General features: G+C 69.4%; 12 protein-coding genes. All 12 read right to left on the bottom strand.

All coding sequences use genetic code 11. The annotated features are described in order from the left end of the window. Nucleotides 1-648: F0F1 ATP synthase subunit A (locus SMA5143A_RS33570; protein ID WP_107466678.1), on the bottom strand; the 648-nt coding region annotated here is incomplete at its 3' end. 225 nt (nt 649-873) lie between these two features. After that, nucleotides 874-1,311: a hypothetical protein gene (locus SMA5143A_RS33575; protein ID WP_107466622.1), complete on the bottom strand. Its 438-nt coding sequence runs from the start codon at nt 1,309-1,311 to the stop codon at nt 874-876. A 408-nt stretch (nt 1,312-1,719) separates the two neighbouring features. Next, nucleotides 1,720-3,018 (bottom strand): MraY family glycosyltransferase, encoded by a 1,299-nt coding sequence (locus SMA5143A_RS33580; RefSeq protein ID WP_107466623.1) that lies wholly within the window; start codon nt 3,016-3,018, stop codon nt 1,720-1,722. 129 nt (nt 3,019-3,147) lie between these two features. Continuing rightward, the gene (glyA, locus tag SMA5143A_RS33585) at nt 3,148-4,386 is read right to left on the bottom strand and encodes a serine hydroxymethyltransferase (RefSeq protein WP_107466624.1); all 1,239 of its coding nucleotides are present in this window, start codon (nt 4,384-4,386) and stop codon (nt 3,148-3,150) included. A 78-nt stretch (nt 4,387-4,464) separates the two neighbouring features. Then, complete coding sequence (locus SMA5143A_RS33590; protein ID WP_055514842.1) at nt 4,465-5,136, bottom strand: arsenate reductase/protein-tyrosine-phosphatase family protein; 672 nt, start codon at nt 5,134-5,136, stop codon at nt 4,465-4,467. Then, nucleotides 5,133-5,780, bottom strand: coding sequence for an L-threonylcarbamoyladenylate synthase (locus tag SMA5143A_RS33595; RefSeq protein ID WP_055514844.1), 648 nt, complete (start codon nt 5,778-5,780; stop codon nt 5,133-5,135). Before SMA5143A_RS33595 ends, SMA5143A_RS33590 begins: the two co-directional genes overlap by 4 nt. A 53-nt stretch (nt 5,781-5,833) precedes the next feature. Then, the gene (gene prmC / locus SMA5143A_RS33600; protein ID WP_107466625.1) at nt 5,834-6,673 is read right to left on the bottom strand and encodes a peptide chain release factor N(5)-glutamine methyltransferase; all 840 of its coding nucleotides are present in this window, start codon (nt 6,671-6,673) and stop codon (nt 5,834-5,836) included. A gap of 80 nt (nt 6,674-6,753) precedes the next feature. Continuing rightward, a complete protein-coding gene (prfA, locus tag SMA5143A_RS33605; protein WP_099967487.1) occupies nt 6,754-7,830 on the bottom strand; it encodes a peptide chain release factor 1 in 1,077 nt (358 codons plus the stop codon). A 98-nt stretch (nt 7,831-7,928) separates the two neighbouring features. Then, on the bottom strand, nt 7,929-8,150 hold the full coding sequence (rpmE, locus tag SMA5143A_RS33610; RefSeq protein WP_055514850.1) for a 50S ribosomal protein L31: 222 nt from the start codon (nt 8,148-8,150) through the stop codon (nt 7,929-7,931). A 212-nt stretch (nt 8,151-8,362) separates the two neighbouring features. After that, nucleotides 8,363-9,505, bottom strand: a complete 1,143-nt coding sequence (locus SMA5143A_RS33615; RefSeq protein ID WP_107466626.1) for an LCP family protein — start codon at nt 9,503-9,505, stop codon at nt 8,363-8,365. 212 nt (nt 9,506-9,717) lie between these two features. Continuing rightward, entirely contained in the window at nt 9,718-11,475 is a 1,758-nt protein-coding gene (locus SMA5143A_RS33620; RefSeq protein ID WP_181362127.1) for a trypsin-like serine protease, read from the bottom strand. A gap of 161 nt (nt 11,476-11,636) precedes the next feature. Next, a complete protein-coding gene (rho, locus tag SMA5143A_RS33625; RefSeq protein ID WP_107466680.1) occupies nt 11,637-13,655 on the bottom strand; it encodes a transcription termination factor Rho in 2,019 nt (672 codons plus the stop codon). Between the last annotated feature and the right edge of the window lie 142 nt (nt 13,656-13,797).

Consider the following 13,797-nt stretch of genomic DNA (forward strand, 5'->3'; position numbering starts at 1 on the left):
CAGCAGCAGCGTGTGGCCGGCGAACATGTTCGCGAACAGACGCACGGCGTGGGTGAAGGGCCGGACGATGAGGTTCGAGAAGAGCTCGATCGTCATCGACAGCGGGAGCACTCCGCCCAGCGACTTGTCGTAGCCGGTGAAGTTCTTGAAGGCACCGACGAAGCCGTGCCGCTTGAAGGTCAGCGAGACCCACAGGACATAGACGATCCCGGCCAGGACGGCGGGATACGAGATGATCGCGGTGACCGGGAACTGGGCGATCGGGATGATCGACCAGACGTTCATGATCCAGACGAAGAAGAAGAGGGAGACGACGAGCGGAACGTACTTCTCGCCTTCCTTCTTTCCGAGCGTCTCGTAGACGACGCCGCGTCGCACGAAGTCGTAACCCGCTTCGGCCACCATCTGGAGCTTGCCCGGGACGACCTTCGGCTTGGCGAAGGCGGCCCAGAAGAAGCCCACGATGATGATCGAGCCGAGCAGCGCCAGCAGCATCGTCTTGTTGAAGTAGACGGCGTCGTCCTGGTGGCCCAAGAGGGGCTCGAAGAGGAACGAGTGCAGGCCCGGAGCGACATCGGCGAAGCCACAGCCGTCGAAAATGTGGCAGTCGGTCTCGAAGGCGAGCACCTGCGTCGGATCAGCACTCACCGCGGGCTCCTTCAGCGTGGCGCATGGGTACGGCAACCTCGTTGTGTCGGCGCGGCGCGCAGCCGCGGGTCGGCACTGGACTGGTGTTACGGATGTGGGGGCGGCTGTGGGGCATCGAGCCTCGCACTAGGGCAGGCGTCAGCTCGATCGCCCGCGCCCGCGATGCCGCAGTTGGCACCGGACGATAGCAGGATCTCCTGCGGTCACTTATCCCGCCCCTACCCCTCACGACGAGTGCCCCGATTTTTCGGGCTTGTTGCCCGTGGAGGAATCGGGTTCGACGTAGAGGACCTTGGCCTTCATGTGGGCGCGCGTCTGTGCGCCGATCCACACGAGGGTGGTGGCGACGAGCGTGAACGCGAAGGCGCGAGGGTGGAAGAGCGTGGTGTTCTTGAACGCTGCCAGGAAGATGAACAGCAGCAGAATTTGTGCCGCGTAGAGCATCAGGCCCATCGCCTGGAACAGATGAGGAAGCGATTTGGCAGTGCGCTGCAGAACGTAGAGCCCGATTCCCATGAAGAGGATCGTGATCACCGCGGCGACAATGGCGCCGACCGCCCCCTTGCCCCCGACGACCGCACCGCTGATGACTGCGGCGATCGCGCCGGCGGCAGCCGTGGGCACGGCGGCCTGAAGGAGGATCCGGGCGTCATTGGACGGCATGGCGGCAACTCCGCTTACTAAGGGGGCAGGTGTCGTCATGGACGAGCGTAGACCCCGGGGGCGAGCGGAATTCTCACGCCGCTGGACCGTCGCACTGCGGTCCTTCGGCTCCATCCGGGGTTCTCGTGAACCGTATCACAAACTATTTGATGAGGTCTTTACCTGAATGGTGTGCACGACGTCACACATGAGAGTGAACCCGCCCGTCTGTGCAAAATCAGCGCCGACTTGTCTGGTATAAGGACGGTTTGCCCTCCCAGCTTCTTGCATGCCATCGGCAAAGGCTTAGTCAGATTCTTACCTTGGCGTCAGCGGCGTGCGGACCACCGCCCCCCGCACGACGGACGGCCGGAGGGCCCCGAGCAGGACGTCGTTCGGGGCCCTCCGGCCGTCGGAGGACTCAGGGCGTCAGCGTCGCGCGCCCGCCGGGCTCGGCTCCTCGTCCTTGGTCCGGCTGCCGATCGCCGTCGCCCCGTTGAGGGACGGCGTCCAGTCCGTGACCGTCGCGGCGGGTTCCGCGGTGGTCTGCGCGGCGGCGCGACGGCGGCGGTAGCGGGGCGGGACGAAGGACTCGGCCCAGCGGGGCGCGCGGGGCGTGAAGCGGGGCAGCAGCAGCAGGAAGAGGCCGACGCCGCTGAGGGCGGCGATGCCCAGGACGATCCACATGGACGCCGCGTTCACGGTGTAGGCGAGGGCGCCGAAGGCGATGACCGCGGACCAGAAGTACATGATCAGCACGGCCCGGCTGTGGGAGTGGCCGATCTCCAGCAGCCGGTGGTGCAGATGGCCCCGGTCGGCGGCGAACGGCGACTGACCGCGCCAGGTGCGGCGCACGATCGCGAGGATCAGGTCGGCCGCCGGGATCGCGATGATGGTCAGCGGCATCAGCAGCGGGATGTAGACCGGCACCAACTGGTACACGGTGTCGCGCTCGGAGCGGGAGAACAGCTCCAGCACATCGGGATCGACCTGCCCGGTGATGGAGATCGCGCCCGCGGCCAGCACCAGACCGATCAGCATCGACCCGGAGTCGCCCATGAAGATCCGCGCCGGATGCATGTTGTGCGGCAGGAAGCCCAGGCACATGCCCATCAGGACGGCCGCGAAGAGGGTGGCGGGGGCCGCGGCCTCGATGCCGTAGCTGTACCAGAGGCGGTAGGCGTACATGAAGAACGCCGCCGAGGCGATGCACACCATGCCGGCCGCGAGACCGTCGAGCCCGTCGACGAAGTTCACCGCGTTGATCGTGATGACGACCAGGGCGACCGTCAGCAGGGTGCCCTGCCACTGGGTCAGCGCGACGATCCCGACGCCCGGCACGGGCAGCCACAGGATCGTCAGACCCTGCATGACCATCACGCCCGCGGCGATCATCTGCCCGCCGAGCTTGATCAGCGCGTCGATCTCGAACTTGTCGTCCAGCACGCCGATCAGCCAGATCAGCGCGGCCCCGGACAGCAGCGCGCGCGGTTCGTTGGAGTCCGCGAAGACCTCGCTGAGGTTGGTCAGGTGGTCGGCGACCAGCAGACCGGCGCACAGCCCGAAGAACATCGCGATGCCGCCGAGGCGGGGCGTCGGCTCACGGTGGACGTCGCGCGCACGGATCTCCGGCATGGCTCCGGCCACGATCGCGAACTTCCGCACCGGCCCTGTCAGCAGGTACGTCACCGCGGCCGTGATGCAGAGCGTCAGGAGGTATTCACGCACGGGCTTCCCCACAGGTCTCGCTGGCCATCTCAGCCCCACACCCTAGCGATGCATGCATATGGTTGGGGACTTCCGGGTAGCGACGATGGTTGCACGTGATGCTGTGTGCAGGGGTGCGTCTACCCCACCTCAGCGCGGATACGGCGGAAATCTTCCGGCCAGGTCCCGTACTTCTTCACGCGTCCGCTTGCCCTCGCCGCCGTCCCTGAGCGCCCGTGCGAAGAGCCCGGCGAGGTGCGTCATCTCGGCCTCGCCCATGCCCTGCGTGGTCAGCGCGGCCGTGCCGAGCCGCAGGCCACGGGCGTCGCCGTGCGGCAGCGCACAGCAGTCCAGCACGATCCCGGCCGCCGCGAGCCGGCCGCGGGCGGTGCGGCCGTCGACCCCGAGCGGCGCGGGATCGACGGCGAGGAGATGGGTGTCCGTGCCGCCGGTCACCACGACGAGCCCCTCGCGGGCGAGGCCCTCGGCCAGGACGCGGGCGTTGGCGACCACCTGATGGGCGTACCCGGTGAACGCCGGAGTTGCCGCCTCCCCGAACGCGACGGCCTTCGCGGCGACGGAGTGCATCTGCGCCCCGCCCTGGGTGAAGGGGAACACCGCCCGGTCCACTCGCTCGGCCAGCTCGCTCCCGCACAGCAGCATCCCGCCGCGCGGCCCCCGCAGCACCTTGTGCGTGGTGGCGCAGACGATGTCCGCGTACGGCACCGGATTGGGCGCCGCTCCCCCGGCCACCAGCCCGATGGGGTGCGCGGCGTCGGCGATCAGGAAGGCCCCGACCTCGTCGGCGACCTCCCGGAAGAACGCGTAGTCGAGATGACGGGGGTAGGAGATGGAGCCGCACACGATGGCCTTGGGACGGCGCGTACGGGCGAGGGTGCGCACCTGTTCGCGGTCGATGAGGCCCGACTCGGCCTCGACGCCGTAGCCGACGAAGTCGAACCAGCGGCCGGAGAAGTTCGCCGGCGACCCGTGGGTGAGGTGGCCGCCGAAGTGCAGGCCCATCGCCAGCACGGTGTCACCGGGGCGCAGCAGGGCCGCGTAGGCGGCCAGGACGGCCGAGGAGCCCGAGTGGGCCTGGACGTTGGCGTGTTCGGCGCCGAACAGCGCCTTGGCCCGCTCCACGGCGAGCCGCTCGGCGACGTCGACCATCTCGCAGCCGCCGTGGTAGCGGGTGCCCGGATAGCCCTCCGCGTACTTGTTGGCCAGCGGCGACCCGAGGGCCGCGAGCACCGCGGGCGAGGTGAAGTTCTCGGCGGCGACGAGCTGGAGCGTCGTCGCCTGCCGATCGAGCTCGCCGAGGAGGATGTCGGCCAGTTCGGGGTCCTGCCGTCGCAGGACATCGGCCTCTAGGACAGGGGTGACCGACATGGTGGGCTCCGGGCGTCGACGGTGACGTACGACCAATGTAGGCCCGTGTGTCCGGGGACGCCCGGTGTCGTCCCCCGCTTACGCCCGGGCGGGCACCCCCGTCAGCGCGGTCACCACCGGATCCAGCGCCTGGTGTATCTCGTCGCCCACCGAACGGAAGAACGGCAGGGGGGCGCCGTACGGGTCATGGACCTCGTCCGCGTCGGCCGTGGGGGCGAGGAGCCACCCGCGTAGAGCGGCGGCGGCACGCACCAGCGCTCGCGCCCGGACGACCATGCCCTCCTCCAGCGGCGGCAGGGTGGCCGGGTCTATCGCCCGGACGAGGCGGGTGAACTCCTTCAGGGTGAAGGTGCGCAGGCCCGCCGAATGGCCCATCGAGATGACCTGGGCCCGGTGGTCGCGGGTGGCGGTCAGCACGAGGTCGGCCATGATCACGTGCTCGTCCAGCAGTTCCCGCCCGGTGAAGCCGGAGGCGTCCGCGCCGAAGTCGGCGAGGACGGCCTCCGCGTTGGCCTCCATGGGCGCGCCCTCGTGTCCCCAGGTCCCGGCGCTCTCGACGATCAGTCCGCCGCCCAGCGGGTCCCCGAGCCGGTCCGCCAGGGCATGGCGGGTCAGCCGCTCGGTGATCGGCGAGCGGCACACGTTGCCGGTGCTGACGTGGAGGATGCGGAAGGTGTCACGCGGCAGACCCGTGAAGGTCCGTGTCTCTTCCCCGTCCCATATGCCACGCCCCGCGTCAGGGGCCGTCAATTCGCCACCTCGAGGTCGGGTACGACCTTGCGCAGCTCCTCCGCCGACAGGGCGCCCGCACGCAGCAGCACCGGCACCTTGCCCGTGACGTCGACGATGGACGACGGCACGTTCCCGGGGGTGGGGCCGCCGTCGAGGTAGACGGAGACGGAGTCGCCCAGCATCGCCTCGGCGGCGTCGCAGTTCTCCGGCGCCGGGTGGCCGGTCAGGTTGGCCGAGGAGACGGCCATGGGGCCGACCTCGGTGAGCAGCTCGATGGCGACGGGGTGCAGCGGCATCCGGACGGCGACCGTGCCGCGGGTGTCGCCGAGGTCCCACTGGAGCGACGGCTGGTGCTTGGCGACGAGGGTGAGCGCGCCCGGCCAGAAGGCGTCGACGAGCTCCCAGGCCATTTCGGAGAAGTCGGTGACGAGGCCGTGCAGGGTGTTCGGGGAGCCGATGAGGACGGGGGTGGGCATGTTGCGGCCCCGGCCCTTGGCCTCCAGCAGGTCGGCGACGGCCTCCGAGGTGAAGGCGTCGGCGCCGATGCCGTAGACGGTGTCCGTGGGCAGCACCACGAGCTCGCCCCGGCGGACGGCGGACGCGGCCTCGCGCAGACCGGTGGCGCGGTCGGTCGCGTCGTTGGTGTCGTATCGCCGTGCCATCTAGCGGGCCTCCTCGTACACGTACTGCTGGGGGGTGGTGGGGGGCGTGCTCATCAGGGCAGCGCCTTGCGTGCGGTCGCGAACCGCGGCCGGTTGTTGAGGTCCGGGTGGTCGGCCGCGTCGGCCCAGCCCCGTTCCTCGGTGAAGATCCAGGGCACCTGGCCGCCCTGGGTGTCGGCGTGCTCGACGACGACGACACCGCCGGGGCGCAGCAGCCGGTGCGCGGTGCGTTCGAGGCCGCGGATCAGATCCAGGCCGTCCTCCCCTGAGAACAGGGCGAGTTCGGGATCGTAGTCGCGGGCCTCCGGTGCCACGTACTCCCACTCCGTGAGCGGGATGTACGGCGGGTTGGAGATGACCAGGTCGACCTGGCCGTCGAGGTCGCGGAAGGCGTCGAGGGCGTTGCCCTGGCGCAGGTCGACCCGGGAGCCCGCCACGTTCTTGCGGGTCCACACGAGGGCGTCCTCGGACAGCTCCACGGCGTGCACGCGGGAGCGCGGCACCTCCTGGGCGAGGGCGAGCGCGATGGCGCCGGAGCCGGTGCACAGGTCGACGATGCAGGGCTCGACGACGTCCATCGCGCGGACGGCGTCTATGGCCCACCCGACGACGGACTCGGTCTCCGGGCGGGGCACGAACACCCCTGGCCCCACCTGCAGTTCGAGGTAGCGGAAGTAGGCGCGTCCGGTGATGTGCTGGAGCGGCTCACGCTGCTCGCGCCGGGCGATGACCTCCCAGTACCGGGCGTCGAAGTCGGAGTCCTTGACGGAGTGCAGCTCGCCCCGCTTCACGCCGTGCACGAACGCGGCGAGCTCCTCCGCGTCGTTGCGCGGCGAGGGCACGCCGGCGTCGGCCAGACGCTGGGTGGCCTGGGCCACTTCCGCGAGCAGCACGCCGCGGGGGTTGGGGGGCCGCCCCCCAGGATGATGCTGCACGCAAGTCCTCCGGTCGTGCTCGTCGTACTCGTACGGGCCTACGCGGCTGCCAGCTTCGCTGCCGAGTCCGCGTCGACGCATGCCTGGATCACCGCGTCGAGGTCGCCGTCCAGGACCTGGTCCAGGTTGTACGCCTTGAAGCCGACACGGTGGTCCGAGATGCGGTTCTCCGGGAAGTTGTACGTACGGATCTTCTCGGAGCGGTCGACGGTACGGACCTGGCTGCGGCGGGCGTCGGCGGCCTCCTTCTCCGCCTCCTCCTGCGCCGCGGCGAGCAGCCTGGAGCGCAGGATACGCATCGCCTGCTCCTTGTTCTGCAGCTGGCTCTTCTCGTTCTGGCAGGAGGCGACGACTCCGGTGGGAATGTGCGTGATGCGCACGGCGGAGTCGGTGGTGTTGACGGACTGCCCGCCGGGCCCGGAGGACCGGTAGACGTCGATGCGGAGGTCGTTGGGGTTGATCTCGACGTCGATCTCCTCGGCCTCCGGGGTCACGAGGACACCGGCGGCGGAGGTGTGGATGCGGCCCTGGGACTCGGTGGCGGGGACGCGCTGGACGCGGTGCACTCCGCCCTCGTACTTCAGCCGGGCCCAGACGCCCTGGCCGGGCTCGGTGGCACCCTGGCCGCCCTTGGTCTTCACGGCGACCTGGACGTCCTTGTAGCCGCCCAGCTCGGACTCGGTGGCGTCGATGATCTCGGTCTTCCAGCCGACGCGCTCGGCGTACCGCAGGTACATGCGCAGGAGGTCACCGGCGAACAGGGCGGACTCGTCGCCGCCCGCGCCGGCCTTGATCTCCAGGATGACGTCCTTGTCGTCGCTGGGGTCGCGCGGGACGAGCAGGAGACGCAGCTTCTCCGTCAGCTCCTCGCGCTGCTTCTCCAGCTCCTTGACCTCGGCGGCGAAGTCCGGGTCGTCCGCGGCGAGTTCGCGGGCCGTCTCGATGTCGTCACCGGTCTGCCTCCAGGAGCGGTACGTGCCGACGATCGGGGTCAGCTCCGCGTACCGCTTGTTCAGCTTGCGCGCGTTGGCCTGGTCGGCGTGGACCGACGGGTCGGCGAGCTTCTTCTCCAGATCGGCGTGTTCCCCGACCAGTTCCTGGACCGCCTCGAACATCTCCGGCTCCCTGTACGACGTGATAAGTGGGCTGCACCGCAAAACGCCGGTCCCGGAAGCCCCCGACGGGGGCACCGAGGACCGGCGCTGTGGGCTCGCTACTTCTTGGCAGCGGCAGCCTTGCCGAAGCGGGCCTCGAAGCGGGCCACGCGGCCACCGGTGTCGAGGATCTTCTGCTTGCCCGTGTAGAACGGGTGGCACTCGGAGCAGACCTCGGCACGGATGGTGCCGCTCTCGATCGTGCTACGGGTGGTGAACGACGCGCCACAGGTGCAGCTGACCTGCGTCTCGACGTACTGGGGGTGGATGTCGCGCTTCAAGGTGTCTCCTAGTTTCGGGAGGGCGCCGGGTCGCTGCCGCGGGATGCGAGAGCGTGAACCGGAGCCGACGTACCAGTCTGCCAGGACTGGCCGCATCTCCCAAAACCAGGGGGTGCGGACATGTATTCCCGGGAGCGCCCCCGGGGGTGCCTCGGGAGCACCGTGGGCGGCTGCGGCGCCGTCGTGGCTGGTCGCGCCGTTCCCCGCGCCCTTCAGTTCCCGGCGCTGACGACGTCCCCGGCCGTTCCCGTCGCCGTGCCCTTCGTCGCCGACTTCGGGATGGGCTTGTCGGCCTTGAGGGCGGCCCACACCCGCTTCGACTTGTCCTCGTCGACGAGGACGCGGTTGGGGTCGGCGGGGTCGTACTGGACCGGCATGGTGACCATGGTCATGTTCTTGGCGCTGATGCCCTTGAGGCCGCCCGCGAAGGAGGCCAGGTCCTTGACGTCGTCGAGGTCGGAGTCGGTGGTGACGGCGTCCGTGGCGGTGTCGGCGAGGTCGTAGAGCTTCTTCGGGTTGCTGAAGATGCCGACCTCCTTGACCTGCTTCAGGAGCGCCTTGATGAACGCCTGCTGGAGCTGGATGCGGCCGAGGTCGGAGCCGTCGCCGACGCCGTGCCGGGTGCGGACCAGTCCGAGGGCCTGCTTGCCGGTGAGGGTGTGCTCTCCGGCCTTGAGGTTCAGATGGCTGTCGGGGTCCTTGATGTCCTTGGTCGTGGTGATGTCGACCCCGCCGAGGACGTTGATGAGCTTCTCGAAGCCCGCGAAGTCGACCTCGAGGTAGTGGTCCATGCGGATGCCGGTCATGGACTCGACGGTCTTCACCGCGCACGCGGCGCCACCGGTGGAGTACGCCGAGTTGAACATCGCCAGTCGCGCCGCCGGGTACGTCTTGCCGTGGGTGTCGGTGCACTCGGGCCGCTCCACCAGGGTGTCCCTGGGTATGGAGACCACGCTGGCCTTCTTGTGGCCCTCGTAGACGTGCACGATCATCGCGGTGTCGGAGCGGGCGCTGCCGTCGTCGACGCCGCCGCCCAGCTTCTTGTTGCTGCCGGCGCGGGTGTCGGAGCCGAGGACGAGGATGTCCTGCGAGCCGTTGTCGACGTCGAGGGGCCGGTCGGTGCCGAGGGCCTGGTTGATGTCGACGCTCTTGAGGTTGCCGTTGAGCTTGAAGTACAGGTAGCCGACTCCGGTGCCGCCCAGCACCAGGACACCCGCGGCGGTCCAGACGACGGCGAGCGCCGCTCTGCTGTGCCCCTCGCGGGGTTTGCGGCGGCGGCCCTTGGGCGCGCGGTGACGGCCGGCGGTGCCGGACGCGTCCTGCGTGGCGGGATCCAGTGTGCTCTCGGCGGACATGCGCTCCTCGTCCTCTTTCCCGGTCGGTTACCCCCTGCGTTCAGGCCCAGGCCTGCTTGGGTCGGATGTGGCCGTACCGCTCATGGTCACTCCGATCGGTCAGACGGAGTAATTCGGGAAAGGGTTGCACAACGAACGGTGCCCATCGCGCAAAGAGCGATGGGCACCGGGTGTGCCGGATGAGCCCGGTGGGACCGGGCTCACCTGGTGTTTCAGCCGAGCAGGTCGTACTGGGCGTAGCTGGTTCCGACGGAGACCCGTGTGCTGAAGATCTCGCTCGTGGCCTTCGAGGTGCCCTTGTAGAGGTACAGCGTGCCGCCGCTGGTGCGGGCCAGCAGGTCCGCGCGGCCGTCGCCGCTCACGTCACCGGGAGTGATGAGCGTGTTGTACGAGCTCCAGTCGGAGCGGACCTTGATCTTGGTGGCGAAGGCGCCCGTGCCGGCCTTGCCGGTGCCCTTGAACAGGTAGATGTTCGAGCCGGTCTTGGTGCGCGCGATCAGGTCGGCCTTGCCGTCACCGGTGAAGTCGCCGTGACCGAGCACCGCGTTGTACGAGTTCCAGCCCGTGCTCACCTGGACGCGGGTCCCGAAGGTGCCGTTGCCCTTGCCCGGGTAGATCCACAGGGCGCCCGCCGAGTCGACCGAGAGCAGGTCGGGCAGGGCGTCGCCGGTGACGTCGCCGGGGGTGACGATCCGGGTGCGGGTCGCCCAGTTGTCGAAGATCTGCGTGGTCGTCCAGGTGCTGGACGACGCCGTGCGCCGGCGCCAGAAGACATCACCGTCGGAGGCACGGCGCAGGACGTAGTCCTGGTAGCCGTCCCGGTTCAGGTCGGTCTGCTGGACGAGGTTGTAGCCCTGCCAGCTGCCCTCGGCGGTCAGCGCCTTGCGGTCGGCGAGCGCGGAGCCCGTGGAGGCGCGGACATAGCCCGAGCCGGTCTCCGTGTTGCGCAGGAAGACGTCGGCCTTGCCGTCCCGGCTGATGTCGGTGTCGTCGACGCGCGGGTAGGCGGCGCCGACGTACTTGCTGACCTTCGCGAAGACCGGGTACGCGCCCTTCTTCACGCAGTTCACGACGCCCCACGAGACGACGCCGATGACCTTGCCGCCCACGACGAGCGGGCCGCCGGAGTCGCCGTTGCAGCTGGCGGTGGTGGTGGCGTCGGAGCCGCCGGCGGGCTTGCCCGCGCAGAACATGTTGCCCTTGACGAAGTAGCTGCCCCAGGTGTTCCCGCAGGTCGTGTCGCTGACGACGGGCAGCGTGGCCGTCTTCAGCTTCTCCGAGATGTCGTCGCTGGCGGAGCTGGTACGGCCCCAGCCGTAGACCTTCGCGCTGGTGCCCGCCGCGTACGAGGACGTGTCGGTCGACGTCGTCATCCTGATCGGCGTGGCGGTGACCGGCTTGGCCAGCGTGAGGACGGCGACGTCGTTGTTGATCGTGTCCTCGTTGTACGAGGAGTGGTTCCACTGGCGGGACACCTTCGTGGCCTCGCCACCGTGGTAGTCCATCCCCACCAGCTTGCCGTCGCTGTCGTAGACGGCCGTGGGCAGCTGGTCGGTGCCGGTGACGACGGAACCCCACTTGGCCCAGTCGTACTGGCTCTTGTCGACGCAGTGGGCCGCGGTGAGGATCTTCGTCGGCGAGACGACCGAGCCGCCGCAGAAGAAGCCGAAGTCCGCGGTCTTGTCGTAGTACCAGAGCTGCGCCATCCAGGGCGCCGTGCCGATGGTGGTCTCGGAACCACCGATGATCTTGGCGTCCGGCTTCAGGCCGTCCGCGTCGGTGCTCGAAGACGACTCGTTCGTCGACGTCGACGGCTTCGCCGCCGTCTCACCGACGGTGTCGTCCGCCGCCATCGCGTGGGCGATCCGCACGTCCAGCTCGTCGCTCCCCGACGAGCCGACTGCGTTGGCCGCACCGGCCGATGACAGGAGCAGCGCCCCGGCTATCGCGGTGGCGACAGCTCCGGACATAGGTATGGCCACTCAAGTCCCCCCTGAGAACTCAAGAATCAAAACAAGACAGAAGAACCGTGATCGTACACGTGTCCCATACAAAGACCGGGGCCACCCTCACGAAGGAGGGTGGCCCCGGTTCTGCTCTGTCGTGGAGCAGTCGTGAACTACTGGTCGGGCTAGTCGCCGTTGCCCGGCGTCGGCGTCGTCTTCTGAATCTGCATCAGGAACTCGATGTTCGACTTCGTCTGCTTCATCTTGTCCAGCAGCAGCTCGATGGCCTGCTGCTGGTCCAGTGCGTGCAGCACCCGGCGCAGCTTCCAGACGACCGCGAGCTCCTCGTTGCCGAGCAGGATCTCTTCCTTGCGGGTACCGGACGCGTCCACGTCCACCGCGGGGAAGATGCGCTTGTCGGCGAGCTTCCGGTCGAGCTTGAGCTCCATGTTGCCGGTGCCCTTGAACTCCTCGAAGATCACCTCGTCCATGCGGGACCCGGTGTCCACCAGCGCGGTGGCGAGGATGGTCAGCGAGCCGCCGTCCTCGATGTTGCGGGCCGCACCGAAGAAGCGCTTCGGCGGGTACAGGGCGGTCGAGTCGACACCACCGGACAGGATGCGGCCGGAGGCCGGCGCGGCCAGGTTGTACGCACGGCCCAGACGCGTGATCGAGTCGAGCAGCACGACGACGTCGTGACCCAGCTCCACCAGGCGCTTGGCGCGCTCGATGGCGAGCTCGGCGACGGTGGTGTGGTCCTCGGCCGGACGGTCGAAGGTCGAGGAGATGACCTCGCCCTTGACCGACCGCTGCATGTCGGTGACCTCTTCCGGACGCTCGTCGACGAGGACGACCATCAGGTGGCACTCGGGGTTGTTGTGCGTGATCGCGTTGGCGATCGCCTGCATGATCATGGTCTTGCCGGTCTTCGGCGGGGCCACGATCAGACCGCGCTGGCCCTTACCGATCGGCGACACGAGGTCGATGATGCGGGTGGTGAGCACGCCCGGGTCCGTCTCCAGACGGAGGCGGTCCTGCGGGTACAGCGGGGTCAGCTTGTTGAACTCCGGGCGGCCGCGGCCGTGTTCGGGCGCCATGCCGTTGACGGAGTCCAGGCGGACCAGCGCGTTGAACTTCTCACGGCGCTCGCCCTCCTTGGGCTGACGGACCGCACCGGTGATGTGGTCGCCCTTGCGCAGGCCGTTCTTGCGGACCTGCGCGAGGGAGACGTACACGTCGTTCGGGCCCGGCAGGTAGCCGGAGGTGCGGATGAACGCGTAGTTGTCGAGGATGTCCAGGATGCCCGCGACGGGGATCAGGACGTCGTCCTCGGCGAGCTGCGGCTCGGCCGCGCCCATGTCGTCACGGCCACGACGGCCACGGCGGTCGCGGTAGCGGCCGCGACGGCCACGGCGGCCGCCCTCGAAGTCGTCGTCGTCCTGAGGACCGTTGTCGCGCTGGCGGTCCTGGCGGCCGCCGCTCTGCTGCTGGCCCTGCTGCTGGCCGCGGTCGCGCTGCTGCTGACCGCCGCCGCCCTGCTGCTCGTCGCCCTTGCCCCGGCGGTCGCCGCGGTCACGGTCGCGGCCACGCTCACGCCGGTCACGGCGGCCCTGGCGACCGTCGGCGTCGGCGGCGTCGCCCTTGGCCTCGGCCTGCGGCTGGGCCGGCGTCTCGGCCTTGGGCTCGGCCTTCGCCTCGGCGGTGACCGTCTCGGGGCTGCCCGCGTCGGCGGTGGCCCGGCGACGGCGGCGCTCGGTGGGCGCCTCGTCCCCGCCGGCCGGCTGGCCGGGGATCTCGATCTGCTGCTGGGCGACGGCCTTCTCGGTCTTGTCGACCTTCTCGGCGGGCGCCTCGGCCTTCTTGGCGGCCTTCTCGGCCGGGGCGGCGTCCTCGCCCGTGCGTGCCTTCGAGGTGGTCCGGCGCTTGGGCTTGGTCTCGGTGGCGGCCTCGGCCTTGGGAGCCGCGGCACCCCCTCCGGCCTGCGCCTCCTTGATGACCTCGATCAGCTGGCTCTTGCGCATCCGCGCGGTGCCCCTGATGCCGAGGCCGGATGCGACCTGCTGCAGCTCGGCCAGCACCATGCCCTCGAGGCCGGTGCCGCGGCGCCGCCTGGAGCCGGCACCGCTGGCAGGCGCGGCGTCCGTGGCGGGCGCGGCAGCGGTCTCCTCGACACGTGCGCCCATCAGATCGGTGGTGTCGCTCACGAAGGGTCCTTCCCTGGAGCGGACGTCGGCCTTCTGGCTCGGCGACCGGTTGTGCTGTCCGGCTTCGGCCCTGTTCGGGTGGACCGTGCCGGGGCGGTGGTCCGCCAAAGCGGCGGAGGAAAATTTGCTGGTGATTCGGCGC

Origin of the sequence: Streptomyces sp. MA5143a (genome assembly GCF_900290235.1) — a bacterium.
In the GTDB taxonomy this organism is placed as follows: domain Bacteria; phylum Actinomycetota; class Actinomycetes; order Streptomycetales; family Streptomycetaceae; genus Streptomyces.

What these genes read in the sequence shown, in the direction of transcription:
- SMA5143A_RS33575 (WP_107466622.1), bottom strand. Translation starts at nt 1,311, where the DNA reads ATGCCGTCCAATGACGCCCGGATCCTCCTTCAGGCCGCCGTGCCCACG.
- glyA (WP_107466624.1), bottom strand. Translation starts at nt 4,386, where the DNA reads ATGTCGGTCACCCCTGTCCTAGAGGCCGATGTCCTGCGACGGCAGGAC.
- SMA5143A_RS33595 (WP_055514844.1), bottom strand. Translation starts at nt 5,780, where the DNA reads ATGGCACGGCGATACGACACCAACGACGCGACCGACCGCGCCACCGGT.
- prfA (WP_099967487.1), bottom strand. Translation starts at nt 7,830, where the DNA reads ATGTTCGAGGCGGTCCAGGAACTGGTCGGGGAACACGCCGATCTGGAG.
- SMA5143A_RS33615 (WP_107466626.1), bottom strand. Translation starts at nt 9,505, where the DNA reads ATGTCCGCCGAGAGCACACTGGATCCCGCCACGCAGGACGCGTCCGGC.
- SMA5143A_RS33620 (WP_181362127.1), bottom strand. Translation starts at nt 11,475, where the DNA reads ATGTCCGGAGCTGTCGCCACCGCGATAGCCGGGGCGCTGCTCCTGTCA.